Source organism: Paenibacillus sp. H1-7 (genome assembly GCF_022354825.1).
GTDB lineage: Bacteria > Bacillota > Bacilli > Paenibacillales > NBRC-103111 > Paenibacillus_S.
In genome coordinates this window covers 2643356-2667867 of the sequence record NZ_CP031168.1, presented here as the reverse complement: position 1 = coordinate 2667867, position 24512 = coordinate 2643356, and the positions used below count along the sequence as shown (strand labels likewise).

Below are 24512 nucleotides of genomic sequence, written 5' to 3'. Positions count from 1 at the left end.
ATATTGGCTAAATAGAGATCCGAGTGACAATCGGAAGCATATTGATTGCTGAAAAAACAAATCCGTCCTTAACCGGGACGGATTTGTTGCATTTAGGACGGGATGCGCTCCGAAGTGCCGGATTGCAGTGCGAGGCCCGGATACACTCCTCCTACAACGAATGAAGGATACTGGTACACTTGCGGATCGCGCTCGCATACACGGACCCATGCCTCAACACACTCAGGGTCGAAATGAGACCCCGAGTTGTCAATGAGCAGCTGAATCGCTTGGTCGTGCGACCAAGCCTGACGATAAGCACGGTTGGACGTCAGAGCGTCGTATACGTCTGCTACGGCTACGATCCTGGCCAGTAACGGGATCTGCTCTCCCTTCAGCCGGTCGGGATAGCCTGTACCGTCCCATTTTTCATGATGCGATCGAATGATGGCGAGTTCCTCTCTCATAATGCCAAGCATGCGGCACATTTCATAACCTTTGACCGGATGGGCTTCAATGATAGCCCTCTCCTCCTCCGTTAGTCGTCCCGGCTTGTTCAGAATGGAATCGGGAATGTTGATTTTGCCGACATCATGGACAATCGAGCCTTGGGACAGCACTCGCAGCTGCTCCGGAGGCAGCTTCATCTCTTCCGCGAGCCTCATCGCATACATCGTGACTCTGAAGTTATGCCCTGCCGTGTAGGTATCCTTGGCTTCGGTAGCAAGAATCAGCGTCTTCACGCTCGGGGAGAGACAGCTTGTAATCCGTTCAACCGGATCGTTGGTGAACAAGGATTTCATGGCCATGGCAAGCGAAGGATTCGCTGCGTACTGCTTCACCAAGCCGGACAGCATGACAATCATAGAACCGAGCAGCAGGAAGTGGTACAGCCACCAGCTGGTTCTCCAGCTCTCGCCTGCTACCATAATATATTGTGCTACCATAAGCCAGCAGCAGCTGTAGATGATTGCTTTTTGCAGGGGAAACCGGGAAAAGCGGTACGATTGATAATAGCGGTATATGGTAAGCAGATTCAGGAAAATGACGAATAATGTGATGGCTCCGTTTATCGGATATTGATCCAGAGGGATCAGGTCAAGAAGATGAGGATGAAGAAGCCCGGCAATGCCGATCCCGCCTATAAAGATCGTCCATACCGGAATCAAGCCCCCTCTCATTCCCGACAATTTCGTAATGAAAGCCGAGTCGGAGGACAATGAAGACAGCCAGAGCCAGAACGACGCCAGCAGGGTGCTGGACTGGGCGGCGACTCCGGGCAAATGCGAGGAATGAATAAGAAAATTCGGTGTGGAGAGTCCATGCACCGTAAACGTTTCGGCTAATGAGATGAACGATAGCGACAGGAAGCTTACTTTGATGTTACGGACACGGCTGCCCGAGATGCCTACCGCGATCGCAACCAAAGTAGCCAATAAAGCGACGGAGCTGACGATATAAAAGTGGCCTCTGGGTACAAAGAACCTAACGTCCAGTGCAGGATTCGCCTTCAAGTATTCAAACAGCAGAAAAGGGACCAAAACAGCGGACACCGGGCCTAGAAGATCGCGAATTTTCATAAAAACAAGGTCTCCTTCGACAACAAAATACGGTATAATTAGGTATTTAGTCTCTTACTTCATCAGTTTATCATAAAATGGAAACCAGCAATATCCATCGTCTAAGATTTTATTAATGATTGTGTCGATTTTAGCGCACCACAGCAAAAAAGCGGGATTTCACCCGCTGAGCTTGTTGAGAATTAGTTGGGTGCTCACAGACTAAAATTTGTCTGCTCCGCTTGAGGCCTCTCGTTGCCTCGTTTTTTCACGACGATTCTGGAAATCCGCAGCTGGTCCGTCTCCTCGATAACAAACTCAATTTGTTCGTTATATAGAATTCGCTGGTTTTTCTTCGGCGGAATTTCCACCTGAGAATAGACCCAGCCTCCAATCGTATCATAATCATCTGATTCGATCTCGAGCCCGAAATAGCTGTTCACCTCTTCAATAAGCAGCCTTCCGTCGATGGAGTGGGTTTCGTCATCCCTTCTCTCGATCCTGGGACGTTCCTCGTCGAACTCGTCTTGAATCTCTCCGACAATCTCTTCAATTATGTCCTCGAATGTAACCAGCCCGGAGGTGCCTCCGTATTCGTCTATGAGGAGGGCCATCTGGTGCTTCTTTTTTTGCATCAGCTTTAGCAGTGCGCTGATTTGCATCGATTCGGGCACTTTCGTAATGGGGCGAACGATGCTTTTTATATGATCCACTCCAGAGTCGGACTTCAGCAAATCTTTGATATGGACGAAGCCGATGATATTATCTTTATCCGGATCGCAGACTGGATAGCGCGTGTGCATTTCCGTGACCGCGATCAGCCGGTTTTGTTCGTAGGATAAGTGGGAGTATAGGCACACCATCTCGGTTCTTGGAATCATGATTTCGCGTGCGTTCGTCTCGGCGAAGTCAAAGATGTTGTCGACCAGAGCGAGCTCCGTATTGTTAATTAGCCCGCTTTTGTTGCTTTCTTTCATAAGCAGACGGATTTCATCCTCGGTGTGTGCTGTAGAATGTTCCTCGGACGGCTCTATCCCCGCCTTGCGAAGCATCCAGTTCGAGGTTCCGTTCAAAAACCAGATTAATGGGAATGTCAATTTGTAAAATACAATCAAGGGGCCGGCCGACAACAGCGTTACCCGCTCCGACATGCGAATCGCGTAGGTTTTCGGAAACTGCTCGCCGAGCGTGATGTGGAATGTCGTTATGATGGTAAAAGCGATGATGAAGGAGATGGTGTGAATGACCGCAGGGGAAAGCTGCAGCGGACGCAGTACCTGCTCCAGAACGTTGGCGATGGCCGGTTCACCGAGCCAGCCAAGGCCCAGAGAGGCGAATGTAATGCCCAGCTGGCATGCCGATAAATACCCGTTCATATTGCCCATGATCGTCTTGGCAAACCGTGCGTTCCGGTGCCCTTCCTGAGCCAGCGAGTCAATCCGGCTGTTGCGGACCTTAACCATGGCAAACTCGGCGGCTACGAAAAAACCGTTAAGCAGCACCAGCAGCAAGACGAGGCTGAAGTTCCATATCGTCGGTAAAGGGTCACTATCGATCAATATGCTTCCCTATTCCCCTCGCGTGAGGCGAACAGGTACACCTCCCTTAGGTTTAATAATGTAAATGATATATTAATACACTATACATCCGCATGGTGCGCTATGCCCAAAAACACCAGAAAGCTTGCACTAAAATGGAAAAATCGGCGTATGGGATAGATCGGACAAGAGATCCGTTATTTCCTGCTTTGACCATCCAAAAACACACTGATCGGACAGCGAATCCGTTATTGCTTGTTTTTTGGGCATTTGGACCGAATTTTGGCGTAATAACGGAACGACGGTCCGATCGCTATCCATATTGTCGCGTTTTTACCGAAATAACGGAACCAATGTCCGATCAATGATCTTTACCCGGCTTTTACGTGCCACGATATGGAACTAGGATCGATATTCAACGCAGCAAAATCAAGAAGCACGCAAATCATAGCGCTTAACCGGCCTCAAGTGCTGCAGTACGATCCAGGATCGGTGCACAACACGGCATGAAAGGCAGAGCGTTGATCATAGCTCTCTGTCGGCATTAAGTGCCGCAGCACGGAACCAGGAACGTTGTTTGACGCATGAAAAAAAACAACGCGCCGATCATCGATCTGCGCGCCGCCCTTTTCTTCGCCGTTCCTGGTTTTGCCTGATTTTATCTTCCATGCCTTGCTGCGTCGCTTCGTAAAAATGATGCCCGTCGAGCGGCTTAGGCAAATACTGCTGATCGACGTAATGGCCCGGATAATTGTGCGGGTATTGATACCCGACATGTCCGAGCTTCTCCGCCCCCTTGTAATGCGCGTCACGCAGATGCAGCGGCACCTCCGCTGCTCCGATCGCATCGAACGCATCCATGATTTTGCCGATTGCGACGGGGATAGCGTTCGATTTGGGGCTTTCTACAGCGAACAGGATCGCCTGGGCGATGACGTACTTCGATTCCGGCCAGCCGATCTTGTGATAGGCGTCCATGGCGGATACCGCCTGGACCATCGCTTGCGGATTGGCCATCCCGATGTCTTCGCTCGAGGCGACGATCAACCGCCGCAGGAAGGTCATGGGATCCATGCCGAGCTTCTCGACGGCATAGAGGAACCAGAACAGCGCGGCGTCGCTGGAGCCGCGCACGCTCTTGTGGAAGGCCGACAAGACGTCGTACTGCGTCGACTCGTCGGCCTTCACGGTGCGTCGCCGAATCGACTCTTCGGCGACGGCAAGCGTCACGCGCACCATGCCGCCGGCATCCGGCGGCGTGGTTAGCGCGGCAAGCTCGAGCGCATTGAGCGCACGGCGGATATCTCCGCCGGCCATGCGCGCGATATGCGCGAGCGCCTCCTCGTCGGCCTCGACGGGCAGCTGCCCGAGGCCGCGGTCGCTGTCGGCGAGAGCGCGGCGCAGCGCCGCGAGCGAGTGCTCCTGCGTCAGCGCGTGCAGCTCAAAAAGCGTGGAGCGCGACAGAAGCGCCCCGTTCACGTGGTGGAACGGGTTCTCGGTCGTCGCGCCGATGAAAATGATGATGCCCTGCTCCACGGCAGGGAGCAGCGCATCCTGACGCGACGTGTTGAAGCGGTGCACCTCGTCGAGAAACAAGATCGTCTTGCGGCCGTAAAGCGCCTTGTTGTTCGTGGCCTGCTCGATTACGTCCCGAACGTCCTTGACCGAGGCGTCGACCGCGTTAAGCTTGACGAAATCTCCCTGCGTAGCGCGGGAAATAATGTTCGCCAGCGTCGTTTTCCCTGTGCCCGGAGGTCCGTACAGCAATATCGACGTGACCTGATCGGCTTCGATAGCCCGGCGCAGCAGCTTGCCGGGGCCTACGATGTGCTCCTGGCCTATATATTCACTCAATGTCAGCGGACGCATCCGATCCGCCAGCAGCTTGCCCTGCCGGCTCTCTTCAGCCGCAAATGAGAACAAATCCATTCTATCACTACCTTTTACGGAAATAGAGCTGCTAGTTTCTATCGTGTATGGTCTATTATATCGGATGCGGCCGGATTTACAAAGCCAACCGGCGGGAAGCTCGCAGAATTACGAGTCTAGGCAAGGCAGATGGAGCAGATATTCCTTTTTCACGGTTGTTCGCTGCATGAGCTCCGTTTTCGCAGGGGTCTAGCGACGATTCAGCAAACAAAAAAGCAAGGAAGCGGCTCGAAAGCCGGCAATCCGTTGCTTTTTCATACAAGCTATTTTTTCGCATCCGCAATTTTCTTGGCTGTTTCTTCTTCTGTCGCACGGAATACGGTATTGTAATCGCCTGTCATGACGACCTTCGGAACCGCCTTGGCGTACGGCGTCAGCAGAAGGCTGTCGTAACGGGTTTTGGCCGGAATCGGCGCAAATTTGTTGTAGAAGGAGGCTCCGAAGTTTTTCCCTTTGAAGATGCTCTCTTCTCCGTACACTTTCTTGATCGCATCCGAATTCGATACCGGCATGAGTCCGATTTTGGACAATTTGGTCTGTATTTCATCCGTAGTCAAATATTGAATGACCTTCATCGCCTGATCTTTTTGCTTGGACATTGACGTGACAGTGAAATACGTCGGATACGCCTGCGAGCCGACCTTCGGCAAGCTCTCGAACGTAGGGAGAGACACCATATCCCAGTTCATGCTCTTGAATTCCTCCGGAAATACGAACACGATGGAGGACAGCCATGCGAACATCGCCAAATTTTTCTCGACAAGAAACTCGTTGCGGTACGGAATCGCATCCTTCAGCTGCTTCATGTATTCTACATACCCTTGCGATTTGCTTGGCCCGACGAATACGGTGTCAAAATATTCTCTCCACTTCTCATTGGAGAAAATGGTCGGCTGCTCCGTTGTAGGATCGACGAACGGGATCGACAATTGGTTCATCGGCAGCATGTGCGTTTGCGAGCTGGACAGGCCGACATACTGCTTGCCGTCCATACGGGTCAGCTGCTGGGCCAGCTTGTTGGCTTCGGTCCAGGTCATGCCGTCCTTCGGATAAGGCACGCCGAATTTATCGAACAAATCTTTATTGTAATACAGCACCATATTGTTGTTGAACACCGGAATGCCGTATATTTTATCTTTGCCGATCAGCTTGATGGAATCAACGACGGATGGCTCCATTTTGCTAAAATCAATCTGATGCTTCTTCACCAGCTCCGTCATGTCGAATTCCAGACCGTTATCAAGGACCGCCGAGGCGAAGCCGCCGATGGAGTCCCAATAAATGTCGATCGTCTCGCCGGAGGTCAGAAGCTCTTTGATCCCGTAATCCTTCTGCTTCTGAATATACTTGATATTGTAGTTAGGGAATTTCTGTTTGATCGCGTTCCCGAATCGCTCGTTCCAGCTCTCTACCGAATCGCCGCTGTTCGAGAAGACAACAAGGTCCGCCTTTTCATTCGTATCGGAAGGCTGAGCCGTCGTTCCTGTCCCGCCTTTGTCTTCTCCCCCGCTGCCGCCTCCGCAAGCCGCCAACATCGAAAGCATCATGGTGGATACTACCACGGAAGCTACTGTTTTTTTGAGCATCATTGATCTTTCTCCCCTTTTCGTAACTTTCAAAGTACCCTTCCATCACAAAATTCAATGAGAATGGAAAGTGAAACCGCTTTAACTTCATATCTTCGCTCTCTATTAAAGCGATCCGATTCTAGTCCTGCGGGTATTCTTGCAGCAATTATGAAATTCGGAACGATGCCCGCAGCCATAAGCTGCTGGGCACCATCCCTTTCGTTTCCGTGTTAACAGCAAGTAATTGGAACATCCGCTATTCGAGCAAAAATTGCGAAATCAATTACCGGTCGAATTCGGCAATTGTCACCGGTCCGATCAAGCCGGACGGCAGCTTCACCCGGTCCACCCGATTCGCCAAGCTGTTCGTGACGGCAACCCGAAGCTCATTGGTTCCCGGCTGCAGCAAGGGCCCGATGTCAAATGAATACGGATGCCACATGCGGACACCGGCCCATTGGCCGTTAATCCAGACCTCGGCCATTTCATGCGCTTCCCCCAAATCCAGCACAACCCGGCGGTCCGGCGATTTCGTCTCATCGATCGGGAATTTATTGGAGTAAGTCACCGTCCCGGAGAAATGCTCCCATCCTTCCCGTTCCGTCCAGCTGCCCAAAGTCAGTGCATGCTCCGTAAGCTGCGGAGCTTCTACGTTCCACGTATCGGCCGACAGACGGCGAGAGTAGGATACGACAGGCCTCTTCTCCCGGCGCAGGCCTTCCTTCCCTGGAGCAGCGGACGGATCGACGCGGAAGACGAGACATTGCCGTCGCTCTACAGTGAAGTCAATAACCGTGCGTCCTTCTCGCGGATACGCGTCCGCCTCGGATATCTCAGCCTCCCAGGGCTTCCACAGCTCCGTCCTGCCGAACACTCCGACCGACAGGCTTCCGTCGTAAGCTTGTTCGCCTTCATTAACGACAACGTAAAAATGGTTATCCTCCTTAACGACATGGCTGACCCGGATATCTGGACATGCCGGCTCCAAGGCTGCATCTTTCGCAAGCAGACGGTCCAGCTCTGCGACGATTTGCTCCGGTGCTGCAGCTTGAGCGGTCGCAGGCATCGTTCTCCGGGCTTCGCCCGTTTGCAGCTGAATGACGGAGCCTCCCTGTTCGATAAATTGGCTGAGAATCCGGCCCGTTTCCTCTTCCCACAGCCCGTCGTTCTCAACAATGACGACGGTATACGTCTGATTCGCGATGCGAATTTGCCCGTCGGAAACGGTACAAGCTCCTGCCAGCAAACTTTCCTCCAGATAGTTGAATTCTCGCTGATGCTCGTAAAGAGGCTTTACCGCCTTCCACGGCAGCCAATCCTCGCGCCCCAGAACGGCGATCGGGGTCACGTTCGCGCTGTCGGTCATAATCCAGCTCATCCGTTTCATGTAATCGGCAAATTGCGTGTAGTGAGGCCACCATATGTTGTTTGGCCCTACATCCGGCGGACGCTCGTTAATTCTGCGGGGACCGTCGATTGAATAATAAAAGGCGTGCGGGCACAGATAGTTGACGCCTCTGACGAGCAGCCAGTCCATGTACCATTTCATGTCCCCGGCATGAAGCGCCCAGCCTCCGCCGGGACTGCATACGCCGAGCATTTCGTTCAAATTTCTTCGCCGGCCCCGGTGTCTGGCGGCATCGGACGAGCATTTGGCCATCGTCGTATGCCTTCCTTCAATGGCTTTGCCGTCCTCGGGGGCAACCCAGCGCCAGACGACGTCCTGTCCGGGAATATGAAAATGCTCGAGCAGACCGATTTCGTCGCTTTGTGCAGGATGTCCGGTCAAAGCGATGCCGTGCTGCTCGCACCAGTCGCTAAGCGGCTTGTAATACGCGGCTACCATCCGCTTATTGACCGCCTTGCGGTATCTTCGGCGTACTTCGTCGGACGATTCCCCGTCCATCCACAGAAGCGGCAGATCGGTTTCTGCGCAGCCTTCCTGCAGAAAATATCCGAGAAAGCCTTCCGTCCAGGCGCGCAGCCCTTTCCTGTGACGTCGTCCGAGCAAATCCGGCTCATCCGTGAACATCGCTTGGATCGTAGTGCCAAAGTAATCCTTCAGCCTCTCGTAATACTTGTCGTGAGTCAAGCGGATAAATTTGGCCGTCGCCAGCGGATTCATCAGATCGGCGGCTGCCGGTGCGTTCGGTTCCCCGTCGTCTTCGCCGAAATGGATGCCTCGGATCGTTCCTCTGGAGAACGTCTCGATGAACAGCAGCATCGTCCAGTCGCCGGAGTCTTCGCGCTGCAGCGAAACCTGGCCTTCGGCAGGTTCCAGAAGCGTCAGCGTCTGCCAGTCGGGCTTATCACCCGTTCTACGGACCGCTTGGGCCGAGACGAGCACATCTCCGTCTTCGAGCACATCCGACAGCCGAACCGGCTTCTCGCAGCCGAGCTCCACCATCTTCAAGCCTCTGCTGGCAAAGGCGGGATCGCCCTTCACGACCAGGCCGTTGGCCGCTCCGGAAGGGTACATCGCCTCGTCATACAGAATGACGGTCATTCCTCTGCGATGAGCATCCTTGACCGCTGTCTCCACCAAATCCAGGTACGTATCGGACATGTAGGGGATCGTTTCGGGAAGCCCGATTCTCGGGTGAATGACAAACCCCATGACCCCTTTGTCGGCAAAATCCGCAATTTGCCGCAATATTTCGTCTGGGCTCAGGTCATCATTCCAAAACCAGAACGGAACGGGGGTAAACTCATTTGAAGGATGTAAAAATTGCTCCCGCAAATCCTGTTTGGCGCTTGTACTGTGCGTCGATAAGCTCACTGCCAAGCCTCTCCTTTCTAGCTCCGGTATTATTGTTATTCAGCCAAGGTCACTTTCGGAGGATGAATGTAGTCTTGATATTTGCCGGCTACGCCGCTTGCTGCGGTATCCCCGGTGTGGAAATAAATCCGGTGCTTATAGCGGATGGATTGCCCTTTTTGCAATAGTTTACCTCCAAGGAAGTAAAAGTTGTTCGGAGCGAGCAGCCCGTAGTCCCGCACATGCCAATAAGTAGGAAAATCCGTATTGTCGGGATGGTCGAAGGCCGCGATACCGAGCGTGTGCCCGCCTACGTTGCCGTAGTAATCGCACCATTGGGCGCGCTGTCCCCAGCATTCCTTCTCGCCGACGGAGCCGAAGGCATTGCGGATGACGCCTCCGTTGTCCGCTTTCATCAATTCCGCAACGCGAATGCCAAGCGGTCCCGCTTCCTTCGTAGCGCCAAGCTCCACGCGGCCGTTAGCCTGCAGAGTAAAATCCAAATCGATAAACCGTCCCTCTGCCGGCGTATTGTAAAAGGTCATCGTGCGGGTTTCCGTCAACTGGGGCTTGCCGCCGTAAGAGCACCAATTCTGGGTAGACGTAATGCTCGCGAATACCGGACCTTGCGTCTTGTTATCGATGCCGGTTACGATCTGCTTCCCGTGCCGCTCCTTCGGCTCGTTCCACATATCAATATCGTTCACGTCCCCGATTGCAAGCCATATCGACCGGTGGTGGGGATGCTCTTTCGTTTCAAAATCCAGGCGGGTATAGCTTTCGCCGTAAGGCCCGATTACCGGCCCCAAATACGGCTTGGCAATGGACGGATCGAACACATACGAGGTGAACCGCTGTCCACCGATTACAATATCGATCTGATGCTCTTGCTCTTCTAGTCGCACGCCGTTATCCGCGTGTTGTTGTGTACCCTTACCGCTCGCGACGGTATATTGCTGGGTCTCTCCTGCTTTGAGTCCGTTTACAATCCAGTGCAGGACGAGCTCTCCATTCTCCTCCTCCACCTGCAGAGCCATAGGCTCACCTTGCGGTCCGAGCAATTGCAATCCGTCCGCTGTTTCTCCCTGCGATAGCAGCGAGTCTGCCGAAACGCGGTACGATACGGGACAATAATCCCGGTTATGATTTCCCGAATGGACGAGAAATGCAATGGATGCCATGTTAATCCCCTCTTTCCTTCATTTGTGTGATCAGACTTTGCACATATCCCAAAGATTTGCCGCTCGCCGCCGCTGCGTCCGCAACCATGCATTCCGCGGAAATACGTCCCCTGTATCCGCTCGTTTGAAGCACGGACAGCAACCCCGCGAGATCAACGCCTTCTTCGTTGCTTCCATCAGGAAAGCTGCGGTCGAACTCGGCGTAATGGACATGGGCCAGCATCCGGTCGGCTACCGCCTGTGGAATGACCTCAAGCGGTTCCTTCTCCAAATGCATGTGATAAGCATCCGCCAGCACCCGGACGTTCTGTAAGCTCAGCTCGCGAGCCAGGTCCAGAGCTTCCCCCACCCTGTTGATCATATTGCACTCCTTGTTGTTCAACGGCTCGATCGCCACAACAATGCCATATTGCTGTGCATGCCGATCGCATAGGCGGAGAAAATCCTTGATCTGCTCCATTCCCTGCTCTTTGGAGAAAGCTTCCGGCGCCCTTCTGGCGGCACCGCTTCCGAAGATGATGATTTCCCCGCCAACCGCTTGGATGCGGCTCATGGCAAGCGCCACATAGGCATCGATTTCCTGTGTGCGGACATCCGGTCCCGTCAATTTTAAGGTTGGAGGTATGAAGCTGTTAAACACCGGAATCGTAAGCCGGTCGGCCTTCATCTGTTCCTTCAATTGTTCGAACTCCGCAGCATTCAACTGCACGAGGGCGCCGACCGTCAGCTCGGCAAAATCGTACCCCGACGACAGCAGCCGGTTCATTTCGTCAACCAGCCTTGTTACTTTATCTTCATTTTGATTCGATGCCTTGCCGCTTTGCGGCATAAAAGATCCGGACGTAATGCAGCAGCCGACGGGAAACGGTTGTCTTCCATTCGTCAGCCCGCTCATACTTCGCTCAGCTCCGGTACAAAAGGAAAGAAGATTTCTTTTCCCGTTCTTGCCGACTCGTACAGTGCCTGCACGATCTCGACGGAAGCTCTGCCCTCGCGGCCTTCAATCATCGGCGGACGATTCTCGACTACCGCATCGATCATATCCTGAACCTGGCCTGCGTGGCCTGTTTTCGGCAATCCTGCAGCGGCTGTACCCGAATCCTTGGTGTTTTGGCTGCTGCCGAACGCCTCAAGCACTCGTGCTTCCTCCGAGAATTGCTCATCGTCGTCGGCCATTTTGAAAAGCTCAATCCGGTTGTTTTTGGAGTAAATCGAACCGGTCGATCCATGAATTTGCACCGATACCTCCAGCCCCGGATACGCGCATGTCGTGCCGATCAAGGTTCCAATCGCTCCATTGGTAAATGTCACAACGGCAACCGCGGTATCCTCTGTCTCAATCGGATGCGTATACGTGCCCGCTTTGGCGAAAATGCTTCGGACCGGGCCCATCAGCCATTGCATCAAGTCGATTGTGTGAATCGTTTGATTCATCATCGCTCCGCCGCCGTCCATCGCCCAGGTGCCCCGCCAGCCGCCGTTTTTGGCATAGTACTTGTCGTCTCGGTACCACTTCAGATGGAAGTTGCACGTAATCAGCTTGCCCAAGCGGCCGCTGTCGATGGTTTCCTTGATTTTCTGATTGCCCGGAGCCAGACGGTTTTGGAATACGCAACCGAGATAACGTCCTTCTTCCTCTGCGACGCGATTCATTTCGTCAATCCGGTCGAGGCGGATTTCCAGCGGCTTCTCCGTCAATACATGCTTGCCCGCCCGCAAAGCCTTCACCGTATGGTCACGGTGCCAGCCGCTCGGCGTGCAGACGCTTATAGCATCGATATCTTCCCGTTTCAAGAGCTCGTCATAGCTCGTATAACGGTTCTCAGGAGCAATCCCGTGTTCGTCGCCGAGCTTATTCAGCACTTCTTCGTTCATATCGCAAATGGCGACGAACTTGCAGCCTGCCGCTTTGACGGCGCTAGCGAGGTGGCTTTTTCCGACACCCAGTCCAAACACGGCATATCCGATCTCTTTTGTCGTCATGATTCAGTGTAGCCTCCTTTAAATATCCAGCTTTTTTTCTCCGGAACGGAACAAACGAATAACAGCCAAACGCAAGACAAGGGGCACGGTGACAAAGCCAATAATCAGAGAGCCGCCGAATCCGGCATTGCCGTACACCGACGAGAACCATAAGCCTGCCGCAATCCAAACCATCAGCAGAACAAGAAACAAACCGCACAATATCAATATTTTTTTGACCATGTGTGCCCCTCCCGCACTTAGTTCTTTTTCGCAGCCTCGATTGCTTTGTCCGCTTCCTCCTGAGCTTGGCGAAGTGCCGTATTAATATCGATTTTGTTCAGAGCAAGATCAGCCAGCTTGGCGGTAATCGCATTTTCCGCTGTCTTGTCATACTCGGTTTTTACCGATATCGGAGCGGACTTGTTATAATAAGCGGCTGCCAGATTTTTATTTTTATGAGGGCTGTTCTCGCCAAATGCCTTCCGCACCTCAGGATTGGTGAGTACGGTCATCCCGCCCCGTTTGGACAGCTCGGTCTGGTACTCGTCGGAAACCAAGTAAGCTAACACGTCGAAGGCTTGCTCTTTGTGCTTGGAAAATGATGGAATAGCCCAATATACCGGATATTGCTGGCTTCCTACGCCCGGATTGTCCTTGTACTGCGGGTATGCCGCCAAATCCCAATCGAACGGCACCGGCTCCGGATTCACGACCTGCCAATCCGAGAAGACGCCCAAGATAGCCAAGTCCTGTGTTTTAAGCCACTCGCTCGAGTAAGGGAGCTTGCTGTTCAAATCCGCCATTTTGGATTGATAGAGGGAATCTGCCGCCGGCTGCAAGATAGGCTGAAGCAGCTGCTTCCATTTTTCATTATCAAACGTCGCCTTGCCGGTCTTCGCGTCCACAAACGGCAGCGAATAATTGTTCATCCTCATGCTGTGGCTGGGGGAAATTGCCATGCCTACGTACTTTTTGCCGCCGTCGGTCCGGTTCAGCTTGCCTGCAACTTCGTACAGCTCTTCCCAGCTCATGCCGTCCTTCAAGTAAGGGATGCCGAATTTGTTAAAAATATCCTTGTTGTAATACAGCGACATCGTATTGGTCGTCACCGGAAGACCCCACAGCTGACCGTTGCCGTTTTGCTTCAATGCGTCGATCAGCGTAGGATCAAAGCGGTTCAGATCAAGGTTTTTCTTCTTCACCATCTCTGTCAAATCGAACGTCGCTTTGTTTCTCGGCAGCGTGGAGAAGAAGGTTCCAATCGATTCGTAGTATAAATCGATGTTGACTCCCGCCGTGATCAAGTCCTCCAGCTTGGTCCCTGCACCTTCCCTGGGATTGATATATTTGATCGTCACATGCGGAAATTTCTTTTTGATATAGCTGGCATAGTTTTTCTCGAATTCATCGTTGTTCGTGCCGCCTGCAGAATAAATCGTCAATTCAACCGGCTCCGGGTTTGCCGCCGTTTTCTTAGTATCATCGGTTGTAGCAGTGGAGCTGCCGGTATCTTTAGCGCAGCCTGCAAGCATGGAAGCCGTCATAGCAAAAGCCAGAAAAGCCGGAATCGTATATTTACGCATTGAAAGAACCCCCTCTTTTTGTTAGGAAAAACATCGATGTTCCTTGTTCATTCAATGAAGCCTCATCTCATTTACATCCAGCGTTTCAAGCCTTCTGCGCGCACTGTCCAGCTGCCGTCGGAAGGAAATCCGGGAGCGTGCCCCTCAGGGCCTCCCTGCCAGCCGCCGGCCATCATTGCCACTGCGGTTAACAGTCCTCCGTTCCCCGGCAGGTAAGCATACAAGCCCGGACGCTGGTAGTTGTGCCCGTTAGCTAAATACGTGTTTTTGGTCACGTCCTTGAGCAGCAGATCGACTGCCCAAGCCCCTTCGCCCAGCCGGGCTGCAGTCATGGCCGCCATCGGGTAATCCCATCCCCACGTATGCTCCCAGGTCCAGCTATCCATCACTTTGAGCAATGTGTTTCTCATCACTTGCAAATCCGCTTTTTTCCCCGGAAGCATTCCCAGGGCTCCCAGCATGGAAGGGTGGTCGATATTCGCTTTCGTATAAGTGTCAGGGCAGTTTTCATGCGCCAAATAGACGCCGTCCGCTTCCGGAAGCTCGGATAGCTTCTCGCTTACCTCATCCCATTGAGGCGGAACCGGCTTGCCCATTCTTCGCGCCCATTCGGCTGCGATTTCCAGACCATGACGCCAATATTCGAGCTCATACGTCGGATTCCATGTATGCTCCCCTTTGTGATTCTCTTGAGCCGGAATTACAGGCGGACCGAGCACATATCTTTGACCCTGCTCATCCCACGCTGCAAAAGAGGCCATAAATTCGGCGGATTCCAGCACGATATCTCCGTAGCGCTGCAGCGTCTCTTGGCTCGGATCGGCCAAGTAGCAAAGCTCCGCCATCACGATAGGATGCGGCTGCTGCCATATGAGCAAAGGAGCGATTACGGATGGACTTTGTTTGCCGTCGGCCGCCACCATTTTGGGCCAGCGGGCTCCGGTGTAGCCTTGAGCCTGCGCCAGCTCCCGTGCGAGAGGGAGAATGTCCGCGTACCAGCCCATACTGCGCTCAAGCAGCTGCGTCCTGCCCCAGAGCGGAAAATGAAACGCATGCCACCAGTGCATCTCCAAATGCAGCTTCCCGAACCAGCTGTTGTACAGCAAGCCGGTTTCCTGCGGCGGCACGGAGCCTGCACTATGGATCGCCGTATTGTACTGGGAGAGGACGATCCTCCGTTCCAGCTCCAGAGCTCGCGGATCGGCGCTTTCGGCAAGCTCTACCGCCCCGCCTTCCATCCAGAACGTCTCCCAATGACGGCGGCTCGCTTCCAATGTATCCTGCACGCCTGCAAGCGTTATCAGTTCAGCCGATGATGAGAAGCCTGCGGCGAATTCCAGCCTGTCGGATGAAGGTGAGCTCTGCAGCAAGAAGTCGTGCTGCCCTACCTGAGACAGCTCTCCTTGCGTCCATTGCAGCTTTACTGCATAGCTATCGTCATCCATCGTTCTCTCAATGGTGGCTCCCGAAGCTCCATCCGGAATGCAGCGAGTCACGTGAGAATCGGCTTCTCCCCAATTCAATGCAATGGTCTTGTCCCAACCCCTTGCTGTCATTCCCGGTGCAGGGAAGCGTATGCTGATGCCGAGACGCCCCTCCGATAACAGCGGGCTTTCTACGGTCACAACCAGCTGATCCCGATCGGGATGCACGCACGTTTGCACCCGTACTTCTTGCTCTTCTACAACAAATCGGCTGTGTAAAATTCCGTTCCACAGATCCAGTGTCTGCTCTATATTCGTAATGGACTCAGGCTGTACCTGAGCACCGGACGACGAAACGATATGAAACCCGAACTGCCCAAGCTGCGTCCGGTGCGGATTTTGTCTTAGCCAATGGTAAGGCTCCTCTTTATCCTCCGCATGAATCGGGTAGCCGCCGAGCTTCGTCGTCTCATCCCGATACTGGAGCCGGACATCGTCCAGTGTCCAGACATCGTGTCCTCCCGAGCTGTGCCATGCCCATTGGGATTGCGTTCCCAAAGGGATGGTGTACTTGTCGGGGAATGTCTGTAAGCCCGTAAAATCGGCGGTAAAAGCAAACTCCCCGTTTCCCACGGAAAGAGGAGATAATGGGTCGATGGTTGTCATAACAGGATGATGCCGGGTTACCAAAGCTTTACGATTGATCTTCAAGCGAGTGCGCCCCCTCATTTAACATGATCAATTAAATTATACCAATCTGACCGTTTGTCATATGGGGGGTTCACACGATGTTTATGGGGCTTAGACCTCATTTCGCGAAAATAACCCTACAAAAGTTAGTGCAAGATGGGTTGATAATCTGAGCGATATGTGCTTATAATGGTACAAAATAGGTATATTTTGCATTACTCCCAACGACGAGATTCCCCTATATCCGTTTATAGTACTTTTCTGAGGTGAGTGTAGATGAATCCAGTGGCAATGGAAGTGTTCAAATCGGAACAACGATTTCGCCCCGGCATGAATGTTTTCGTCAACCGCGCTTTTGAAGCGTTCAGCATTCCGCAGCATACGCACGATGCGATCGAAATCAGCTATGTCACCGAAGGAACAGGATATCAATATATCGATGATACCGTCGTTCCTGTCAAACGAGGCGATATTTTTCTGCTGCCTATCGGCACCTCTCATGTATACCGCCCTACATCTCCTGATAAAGTTCGTACTTTGGCGATTATCAATTGCGTGTTTCGTTTGGAAGCGCTTCCTTCTGAAGGGAATATGCCTCCCCGCGGTTCCGAGCTGCATCATGCTTTATACAGCCCTTCGAAGCTGAAGCGCCCGTGGTTCCACTACTACGATAAAGACAGCAAATACACCGACTTGTTCCATACGCTGCTGTCCGAATACCGGCTTAAGCTTCCTGGCTATGAGGTTGTCGTCCAATCCATGCTGACTCAAATCATGGCTCTTCTTCATCGGGATACATTGTCTTGCGTCGCTCCGGAAAAAATGAACCTGAAAATCCAGGATGCGCTGCACTTCATCAAGCACCGTTTTCACGAGGATATCAATTTGAAGCAGGTAGCCGAACACGCATTCCTTAGCGTCAGTCATCTCCAACGGCTGTTCAAACAAGCGACGGGAACCTCGTTTACGTGCTATGTGCAAAATTTGCGAATCCAGCGCTGCTGCGAGCTGTTGAAATCGACCTCGATGACCGTACAGCAAATCGCCGGTGCGATCGGCTACCATGACATGAAGTTTTTTCATACGCTGTTCAGGCAAAAGACCGGAATGACGCCCCAGGAGTACAGGAAAAACGATAATACCATCCTATTGGTGGAAGACAAATCGGAAGAGGACGATGACGATATCAGGGACATGAAGTATTCCTTTCAGCCTTATGAGATTAGAAAAGCTTCTATCGGAGTCGTTCGATGAAATGAAAAGAGCCTGGCAACCAAGAAGGAGTCCTGCTCCTCAGGTTTGCCAAGCTCTTTTTTAAATTTCTATTTTACGATTTGGCTTTGGCCGCTGCCGCCAACAGATCCTGTACGACGACGCTTACTGCGATCAAGCCTGCAACCGGCGGAACGAATGCATTACTCGCCGGAGGCTGCTGCGCTTTTCGAATTTCAGGGGCATTTTCCGGCACGATTTTCTGCGTTACGTCTTCACGAGGCTTGATAGGCTCTTCCGTCGAGAAGACGACCTTCACGCCCTTTTTGATTCCGTCTTTGCGCAGCTTTTGGCGGATGACTCTAGCCAGCGGATCCATCGAGGTTTTGGAAATATCCGCTACCTGAAACTTCGTCGGATCCATTTTGTTGGCCGCGCCCATACTGGAAATGATCGGAATCTTCCGATGCAGGCACTGCTTGATCAAGTGGATTTTGTAGCTGATCGTATCGGAAGCGTCGATGACGTAATCAAGCGGATACTCGAACAGCTTCTCGTACGTTTCTTCCGTATAGAACATACGCAAGGAAATGACGTCGCACTCTGGATTGATTTGCAATATCCGGTCGCGCATCAAATCCGTCTTCGGCTGACCTACGGTCGATAACAGAGCGTGGATTTGACGGTTGACGTTTGTAATATCGACAACGTCTTTATCGATCAGCACGATCCGGCCGACGCCCGTGCGGGCTAAAGCTTCTGCAGCTATGGAGCCGACACCGCCGACGCCAAGCACGGCTACGCTGCTGTTGCGCATAGCCTCCAGGCCTTCGGGACCGATCGCAAGCTCCGTTCTTGAAAACTGGTGCAGCATAACGGGCTGCCCTCCTTATTCATATATCGGTTGAGAAACAGGCGGACAAGCCGGACCTCGTGATCCGGCCTGCGCTGTTTCTTAATTATTTGGAAGCCGACTGCTTTAACGCCAAACGGATGGACAGCTGCTCCAGCTGCTTGTCGTCTACCGTGCCCGGAGCGTCGGTCAACAAGTCTGTCGCGCTTGCCGTTTTCGGGAATGCGATCGTTTCACGCAGGTTGGTGCGACCGGCAATCAGCATAACCAGACGGTCGAAGCCGAAAGCAATACCGCCGTGAGGAGGCGTGCCGTATTCGAACGCTTCGAGCAGGAAGCCGAATTTCTCCTGCGCCTCTTCCTTCGAGAAGCCCAGAGCCTGGAACATCAGCTCTTGTACTTCGCGTTTGTAAATCCGCATCGAGCCGCCGCCCACTTCGTAACCGTTCAGAACAAGGTCATACGCTTGAGCGCGAATTTGTCCCGGATCGGTGTTGAAGTAGTGAACGTCTTCTTCCTTCGGACGGGTGAACGGATGGTGCTCGGCTACATAACGTTTGGCTTCGTCGTCGTAGCTCAAGAGCGGGAAGTCAACAACCCATGCGAACTTGAACTGGCTCTCGTCGATAAGACCGAGTTCGCGTCCGATTTTAAGGCGAAGGTTACCCAATACATCGGCAACCACTTTCTTCGTGTCGGCGGAGAACAAGAGCAAGTCTCCTTCTTCCGCTCCAAGACGCTCTTTCAAAGCTTCCAGCTCCTGCTCGGAGAAGAACTTCACGATCGGCCCTTTCATTTCGCCGTCCTTCAGAACGACCCATGCCAAGCCTTTGGCGCCATAACGAGCAGCGAACGTGCCGAGATCGTCGATCTCCTTGCGGCTCCAGCTTCCGCAGCCTTTGGCGTTCAGCGCTTTAACCTGGCCGCCATTTTCCACAACGGATGCGAACACCTTCACGCCGGACGAGGATACGATATCCGATACGTCCTGCAGCTCCAGACCGAAACGCAGATCCGGCTTGTCGGAGCCGTATTTGCCCATGGCGTCGGCGTAGCTGATCCGTTGGAACGGACGGGAAATTTCCACGTCGGCCGTTTGCTTCATCAAACGAACCACAAGCTCCTCCATCAAGTCCAGCAGCTGGTCTTGGGACAAGAAGGAAGTCTCGATGTCGACTTGCGTAAATTCCGGTTGACGGTCGGCACGAAGGTCCTCGTCGCGGAAGCAGCGGGCGATTTGATAATAGCGCTCAAGTCCGCTTACCATCAGCAGCTGTTTGAAAATTTGCGGCGATTGCGGCAGTGCAAAAAATTCGCCCGGATGCACACGGCTTGGCACGAGATAATCACGCGCGCCTTCCGGCGTGCTCTTAGTAAGGATCGGTGTTTCCACTTCCAAAAATCCGTTGTCGTCCAAGAAGTCGCGGAATATTTTCGCCGCTTTGGAACGAAGCATCAGCGTGCGCTGCATTTCCGGACGGCGCAGGTCCAGGTAGCGGTATTTCAGGCGCAGCGACTCGTCGATTTCGATGCCGTCTTCAATGAAGAACGGCGGGTTTTTAGCCTGGTTCATGATTTCGATTTCCGTTACGCGAATCTCGATTTCACCTGTTGCCAGGTTCGGATTGATAGTAGCCGGGTCGCGCTCTACTACTTTGCCGCTTACAGCCAACACGTATTCGTTACGCGCACGGTCTGCAATGTTCAACGCGTCGCCCGAGAAATCAGGGTTGAATACGATTTGAACAATGCCGCTGCGGTCGCGCAGATCAATAAACAATACGCCTCCAAGGTCGCGTCTGCGTTGGACCCAGCCGTTCAGAACGACGGTTTCTCCGACGTTCGCTTTCGTTAAAGCTCCACAATGGTGCGTTTTTAACATCATGATTTCATCAACCTCCAAATGGATTCAAAAATTTGTTTATTCGGTAAGCTTTCGCATTGCAGCTGCGAATTCATCGAGCTTCAAGGTTTGCTGCTCGCCGTTGGCCATCGTCTTGACGGTAATTTCACCGCGTGCCAGTTCGTCTTCGCCCAAGATCGCAACGAAATTAGACTGGTAACGGTCAGCCGATTTCATCTGAGCCTTGATTTTACGGCCCAAGTAATCCTTCTCCGCTCTCAGGCCTTCCTTGCGAAGCTGATGAAGCAGGCGCGGCAATTCCTTCTCGGCCGCCTCGCCCAGTCCGATCAAATATACATCGAGCGGCTTCGTCGTAGGGATCTCAACGCCCTGTGCCTGCAAAATGAGCAAGGTGCGCTCCAGCCCCAGACCAAGACCGACGCCCGGTTGGTCGTTGCCGCCGATTTGGCCGACCAGGCCGTTGTACCGGCCGCCGCCGCCGATGGTATCGATGGCTCCGATGCCCGACGCCTTGTATTCGAAGGCGGTGTGAGTGTAGTAATCCAGGCCGCGCACCAGACGCGGGTTGACGCGGAACGGAATATCCATTGCCTTCAGATGCTCCTGCACCGCCTGGAAGTGCGTGCTGCATTCCTCATCCAGATACTCCAAAATGGTCGGAGCTCCTTCGCCGTACTTCTGATCGATTTTGCAGTCGAGAATCCGCATCGGATTGCGGTCAAATCGCGATTGGCAATCTTTGCACAGCTTATCTTTGACCGGCGCAAAAAATTCTTGGATCTTATCCCGGTATACCGCCCGGACAGCCGGATTGCCTACGGAATTGATCTCCACAGTCACATCCTTGATTCCAACCTCGCTGTAGAAGCTGTAGCCGAGAGCAATAACCTCTGCATCGATGCTCGGATCCACCGAGCCGAATGCCTCGACGCCGAATTGATGCAGCTGACGGTAACGTCCTGCCTGCGGCTGCTCGTAACGGAACATCGGTCCGATATAGTACAGCTTGCTGACGTCAGGCTCGCCGTACAGTTTGTTCTCGACATAGGCGCGGACAACGCCTGCGGTTCCTTCCGGACGAAGCGAGATGCTCCGGTCGCCTTTATCGAGGAACGTATACATTTCTTTCTCGACGATATCCGTCGTTTCTCCTACCCCTCGCTGGAACAGCTCGGTATGCTCGAAGATCGGCGTGCGGATTTCGCGGTAATTAAATCTTTGACAGAGTTCTCTTGCCTTGGCTTCGATATACTGCCACTTTTCCACTTCTCCTGGAAGCAGATCCTGCGTTCCTTTTGGCTTTTGAATGCTCATCTATTGGACTCCTTTCAATTGGCTTAGATCGGATCCCCCTAAATCCCCCTTTACCTAAAGGGGGACCCCAGGGCGCTACGCCCCTGGACCCCGTAAAGTTGGCGGAGGGAGCTGCTGTGTGCGACTTCGAAGGTATGGTGGCGGTAGGATCGCTTTCGTCCGGTTTGGCTTATGCCTTGCGGCATGCCGGAATCGGACACGCTTGCCATACGTGCGGGAACGGGCTGCAGCTTGGCATTACGTTGCGGCGATAGAGCTCGCGTCGGTTCTGAACCGATTTGCTTCGCAAAGCCAGTTCAGAACACGCTTTACGTTGGTGCAAAGGAATCCCTCTCGCATGATGGGCTCTTTCGTTCCGAAATTTGCCTTCATGCTCGTAATCCTGCCTCAGTAGAGCGTGTCCGGCGGAGCCGGACAAACGCGCTTTTCCCGTGCCGCGTACCTCCTAAGACTAACCGTTCAGGCACGTATGAAAGCGTGTTTTGTTTATCCATGCTTCAGCATGGGTATAAACAAAACGGACGCTCTCCCACCACTTATCCCCCCCCATCGAAGCCGCTGACTTCGCACCTTTCACCAAACTTTGCTGGGTCCAGGGGCGCAGCGCCCGGGGCCCCCCTTAAGAGGAAGGGGGGTATGGGGGGATTGACGCACGGAAACTAAAAAATCTCCCGCCCCTGACAGCATAGTCAGGGACGAGAGATTCGATTAACGGAATCATCCCGCGGTACCACCCACGATTTGAACCTGTGCCATGCTGCTCATCGAACTAACAGCTTGATCAAGGCTCACACTCATGCGGTTAACGCCCGCGCTACGCAAAGCAGCTACTGCACCGGCCAAGCTGCCGATGGTTCCCTGCCTGTCCTCGGGGAGGTCTGTTCGTCCGGTTCACATAAGGAAGCTTTCAGCCAAGGCTTCCCTCTCTGGTTATGCGGCTCTCGAAGTACTTTGTCCCTTCAACGGATCCATATTACTTTTAAGTCTTTGCATAATTGTAATATCGAAATTTGGCAAAGTCAAGCAAATTGCTCGCCCAGGCGAACAATTTCCGCCAAAGCTGTCGTTATTTTGCCGATTTCAGCTGATTATATACATCGTGAATGAGCATGTACGCATCGCCGTTGACCAGCTCTTGCTTATTCGCAATGCTGTCGACGGTTTGCTTCGTCAAGAAGCCTTTTGCCTGCAGCGTATCAATCGCTTTGCCTTGCGGAGAATCCAGCTTCAACAGAGCCGCGATCATTTGCGCTGCAGTTTCAAGCGAGATCGGCTGCTTCTGAGGCTCCTTCACATTGGCGATGACGGTAGCAGGGCTGCCGGTCATGGCCGATGGCTTGGACCTGCGCATGCCTTCCAGCAGGTTGACCATCCGCTGCTGGTTGGAAGCCTTGTCCAGCTCGAAATCGTTCTTGTAGCCGCCCGTGGAAAGACCGAGCGTAACAGCTGTCTTCAAGCCTTCGTACGATTTATGCTCCATATAAGGGAGCGGCTTGATCGAGTAAGGCTTCAAATCCATTCCTTGCTTGTTCAGCATATCCTGCAGCTTGGCGATCGACTCCTTGGAAGCGGACAGCTGACGGAACGTCATGTTCTGATCCGCGGCAAGCTTAGCCGCCGCTCCAGCCGCTTCCCCTTCCGCCATTCCAACCGGAATGACGCGCGCACTGCCGTGAGGCAGCGTATCGTAGCTGGCTGCACGTCCGACGACCAGGATGCCGTCTACCTTCTGCGGAACGATGCTGCGGAAAGGAACCGCATATTTATCCGGATCGATTACGACAGCCCCGTTGTCTTTAGGGCTCGTCCGTTGAATGTCGACCGGATAACCGCCGAACGCAATGCGATCCCACTGATCGCGGTTTTCAAGCAAATCGATGATCGACAGCCGGTATTCCCCTATCATATGGCGGGATTCACGCACATACAGCTCCGGAGCAATGGCGTCCAGCTCCACACCCTCGAAATCAGGGTAATTTTTCTTCAAATAAGCCAGAACATGAGGCAGCTCGTCCTTGGCGATTTGTATCGCTTCCTGCCTTGATTTCGGATCGAACGGATCCACGTTGAAAATTTGCAGCGCGTTGACCAGCATCGTGTTGTCGTTTTGGCGGCCGCCGTTCAAACCGCGCATTCTTACCCGCTCTTTATTGACAGCCGGGTAATCCTGCATTTTATCGAAGCCCCAAAGGCTCATTTCATTGATACCATATTTTTGCTGTCCTTTGTCCTCGGCGAGAATCGTCTTGCCGAATTGCTTCCAGCGCTCCGGCGTAATGTTATTCAGACGGAACACCGCGGTAACGGCCATCCGGCTTTTCACATCCCCCAGATCCTCACGTCCGTGAGTGAAAGGAACGCCGGCGGCATCCGCAATATCGCCGTCCTGCGTCGCATCGATAACCGCTTTCGCTTTTACCGTCTGCTTGCTGCCGTCCGCCTTAGTAATCGTGACGCCGGTTACGGTCGTTTTATCCCCGCTCTTGGTCACGTCCGGAACGATTTGCTTCGTCTTCATCAGCAGATCAATGTTCTTTTCCTTGGATACCATGTCATAGAACGCATTGGCGGCCGTCGTAATATCGAACGAATCGCCTTCGATCTTGCCGTACCACTCGCTGAAAATCCCTTTGTTCATAATATCGTGCTTGCCGATAATTCCTTTGGTCGGCTCATAGTTCATGTCGATACTGTTGAGCCAGCCTTCCGTCATAAGACCGCCCAGAATCGTCCGGTCTCTGCCGTCCACGAGCAATGTCTTCATTCCGTTGCGCGCTGCGGAAACCGCTGCGGCAACGCCCTCGGGATCGGTGCCAACGACGATAACGTCATAGCTGTTTTTGATGTCTTTGACGGATTTGACTTCTTGCAGCGATTGCGGTTTCGCCTTGCCCGGTGCGACCGAGCCCCCTTGCTTTGATGCAAATACGTAGACCGCGGCTCCCAAAGCAGCCACCAATACGAGAGCAATAACTGCTAACAGCCAGCCCTTTGCATTGCCGGTCGAATAACCTGCTTTCCCCATTGCGCACCTCGTAACTTGTTATTGTCTTGCGTTTTTATAAGTAAAGGAACAATTCCCCAACTTGTATATA

At 53.1% G+C, this 24512-nt stretch carries 17 protein-coding genes; 2 read left to right on the top strand and 15 right to left on the bottom strand.

Going from position 1 to position 24512, the window contains the following annotated elements:
- Positions 1–92: 92 nt before the first annotated feature.
- The 11 genes from DVH26_RS11905 to DVH26_RS11855 form a co-directional block, all read right to left on the bottom strand.
- The gene (locus tag DVH26_RS11905; RefSeq protein ID WP_239633899.1) at positions 93–1559 is read right to left on the bottom strand and encodes an HD-GYP domain-containing protein; all 1467 of its coding nucleotides are present in this window, start codon (positions 1557–1559) and stop codon (positions 93–95) included.
- Between the two features lie 194 nt (positions 1560–1753).
- Complete coding sequence (locus DVH26_RS11900) at positions 1754–3094, bottom strand: hemolysin family protein (RefSeq protein WP_239635345.1); 1341 nt, start codon at positions 3092–3094, stop codon at positions 1754–1756.
- 588 nt (positions 3095–3682) lie between these two features.
- A complete protein-coding gene (locus DVH26_RS11895; RefSeq protein ID WP_239633898.1) occupies positions 3683–5005 on the bottom strand; it encodes a replication-associated recombination protein A in 1323 nt (440 codons plus the stop codon).
- A 263-nt stretch (positions 5006–5268) separates the two neighbouring features.
- Entirely contained in the window at positions 5269–6594 is a 1326-nt protein-coding gene (locus tag DVH26_RS11890; RefSeq protein ID WP_239633897.1) for an ABC transporter substrate-binding protein, read from the bottom strand.
- A 262-nt stretch (positions 6595–6856) separates the two neighbouring features.
- A complete protein-coding gene (locus DVH26_RS11885) occupies positions 6857–9352 on the bottom strand; it encodes a glycosylhydrolase-like jelly roll fold domain-containing protein (protein WP_239633896.1) in 2496 nt (831 codons plus the stop codon).
- 35 nt (positions 9353–9387) lie between these two features.
- Complete coding sequence (locus DVH26_RS11880; protein WP_239633895.1) at positions 9388–10512, bottom strand: DUF6807 domain-containing protein; 1125 nt, start codon at positions 10510–10512, stop codon at positions 9388–9390.
- Between the two features lies 1 nt (position 10513).
- Positions 10514–11407, bottom strand: a complete 894-nt coding sequence (locus DVH26_RS11875) for a sugar phosphate isomerase/epimerase family protein (protein WP_239633894.1) — start codon at positions 11405–11407, stop codon at positions 10514–10516.
- Positions 11404–12495, bottom strand: a complete 1092-nt coding sequence (locus DVH26_RS11870) for a Gfo/Idh/MocA family protein (RefSeq protein ID WP_239633893.1) — start codon at positions 12493–12495, stop codon at positions 11404–11406. Before DVH26_RS11870 ends, DVH26_RS11875 begins: the two co-directional genes overlap by 4 nt.
- 18 nt (positions 12496–12513) lie before the next feature.
- Positions 12514–12717, bottom strand: a complete 204-nt coding sequence (locus DVH26_RS11865; protein ID WP_239633892.1) for a hypothetical protein — start codon at positions 12715–12717, stop codon at positions 12514–12516.
- A gap of 17 nt (positions 12718–12734) precedes the next feature.
- Positions 12735–14060, bottom strand: coding sequence for an ABC transporter substrate-binding protein (locus tag DVH26_RS11860; protein ID WP_239633891.1), 1326 nt, complete (start codon positions 14058–14060; stop codon positions 12735–12737).
- 71 nt (positions 14061–14131) lie between these two features.
- On the bottom strand, positions 14132–16195 hold the full coding sequence (locus DVH26_RS11855) for a glycoside hydrolase family 65 (protein ID WP_481857590.1): 2064 nt from the start codon (positions 16193–16195) through the stop codon (positions 14132–14134).
- A 255-nt stretch (positions 16196–16450) separates the two neighbouring features.
- Between DVH26_RS11855 and DVH26_RS11850 the strand changes: the two genes are divergently transcribed.
- Positions 16451–17428, top strand: coding sequence for an AraC family transcriptional regulator (locus DVH26_RS11850; RefSeq protein WP_239633889.1), 978 nt, complete (start codon positions 16451–16453; stop codon positions 17426–17428).
- A gap of 73 nt (positions 17429–17501) precedes the next feature.
- On the opposite strand, the gene DVH26_RS11845 is transcribed toward DVH26_RS11850, so the two are convergent.
- The 3 genes from DVH26_RS11845 to hisS all read right to left on the bottom strand — a co-directional run bounded on the left by DVH26_RS11845 (position 17502) and on the right by hisS (position 21417).
- Entirely contained in the window at positions 17502–18260 is a 759-nt protein-coding gene (locus DVH26_RS11845) for a tRNA threonylcarbamoyladenosine dehydratase (protein WP_239633888.1), read from the bottom strand.
- A gap of 85 nt (positions 18261–18345) precedes the next feature.
- Positions 18346–20121 carry an aspartate--tRNA ligase gene (aspS, locus tag DVH26_RS11840; protein ID WP_239635344.1) on the bottom strand — a complete coding sequence of 592 codons (1776 nt, stop codon included), beginning with the start codon at positions 20119–20121 and terminating at the stop codon, positions 18346–18348.
- Positions 20122–20160: 39 nt separating this feature from the next.
- Complete coding sequence (hisS, locus tag DVH26_RS11835) at positions 20161–21417, bottom strand: histidine--tRNA ligase (RefSeq protein ID WP_239633887.1); 1257 nt, start codon at positions 21415–21417, stop codon at positions 20161–20163.
- 116 nt (positions 21418–21533) lie between these two features.
- Here hisS and DVH26_RS11830 point away from each other — a divergent pair, with 116 nt between their 5' ends.
- Positions 21534–21671 carry a hypothetical protein gene (locus DVH26_RS11830; RefSeq protein ID WP_239633886.1) on the top strand — a complete coding sequence of 46 codons (138 nt, stop codon included), beginning with the start codon at positions 21534–21536 and terminating at the stop codon, positions 21669–21671.
- Positions 21672–22483: 812 nt separating this feature from the next.
- On the opposite strand, the gene DVH26_RS11825 is transcribed toward DVH26_RS11830, so the two are convergent.
- Entirely contained in the window at positions 22484–24442 is a 1959-nt protein-coding gene (locus tag DVH26_RS11825) for an FAD-dependent oxidoreductase (RefSeq protein ID WP_239633885.1), read from the bottom strand.
- Between the last annotated feature and the right edge of the window lie 70 nt (positions 24443–24512).

Bases quoted from the DNA above. Each gene is read 5' to 3' on its own strand.
- DVH26_RS11860 (WP_239633891.1), bottom strand. From the start codon at position 14,060: ATGCGTAAATATACGATTCCGGCTTTTCTGGCTTTTGCTATGACGGCT.
- DVH26_RS11880 (WP_239633895.1), bottom strand. From the start codon at position 10,512: ATGGCATCCATTGCATTTCTCGTCCATTCGGGAAATCATAACCGGGAT.
- DVH26_RS11865 (WP_239633892.1), bottom strand. From the start codon at position 12,717: ATGGTCAAAAAAATATTGATATTGTGCGGTTTGTTTCTTGTTCTGCTG.
- DVH26_RS11895 (WP_239633898.1), bottom strand. From the start codon at position 5,005: ATGGATTTGTTCTCATTTGCGGCTGAAGAGAGCCGGCAGGGCAAGCTG.
- DVH26_RS11850 (WP_239633889.1), top strand. From the start codon at position 16,451: ATGAATCCAGTGGCAATGGAAGTGTTCAAATCGGAACAACGATTTCGC.
- DVH26_RS11870 (WP_239633893.1), bottom strand. From the start codon at position 12,495: ATGACGACAAAAGAGATCGGATATGCCGTGTTTGGACTGGGTGTCGGA.
- DVH26_RS11825 (WP_239633885.1), bottom strand. From the start codon at position 24,442: ATGGGGAAAGCAGGTTATTCGACCGGCAATGCAAAGGGCTGGCTGTTA.
- DVH26_RS11905 (WP_239633899.1), bottom strand. From the start codon at position 1,559: ATGAAAATTCGCGATCTTCTAGGCCCGGTGTCCGCTGTTTTGGTCCCT.
- DVH26_RS11875 (WP_239633894.1), bottom strand. From the start codon at position 11,407: ATGAGCGGGCTGACGAATGGAAGACAACCGTTTCCCGTCGGCTGCTGC.
- DVH26_RS11845 (WP_239633888.1), bottom strand. From the start codon at position 18,260: ATGCTGCACCAGTTTTCAAGAACGGAGCTTGCGATCGGTCCCGAAGGC.
- hisS (WP_239633887.1), bottom strand. From the start codon at position 21,417: ATGAGCATTCAAAAGCCAAAAGGAACGCAGGATCTGCTTCCAGGAGAA.
- DVH26_RS11890 (WP_239633897.1), bottom strand. From the start codon at position 6,594: ATGATGCTCAAAAAAACAGTAGCTTCCGTGGTAGTATCCACCATGATG.
- aspS (WP_239635344.1), bottom strand. From the start codon at position 20,121: ATGTTAAAAACGCACCATTGTGGAGCTTTAACGAAAGCGAACGTCGGA.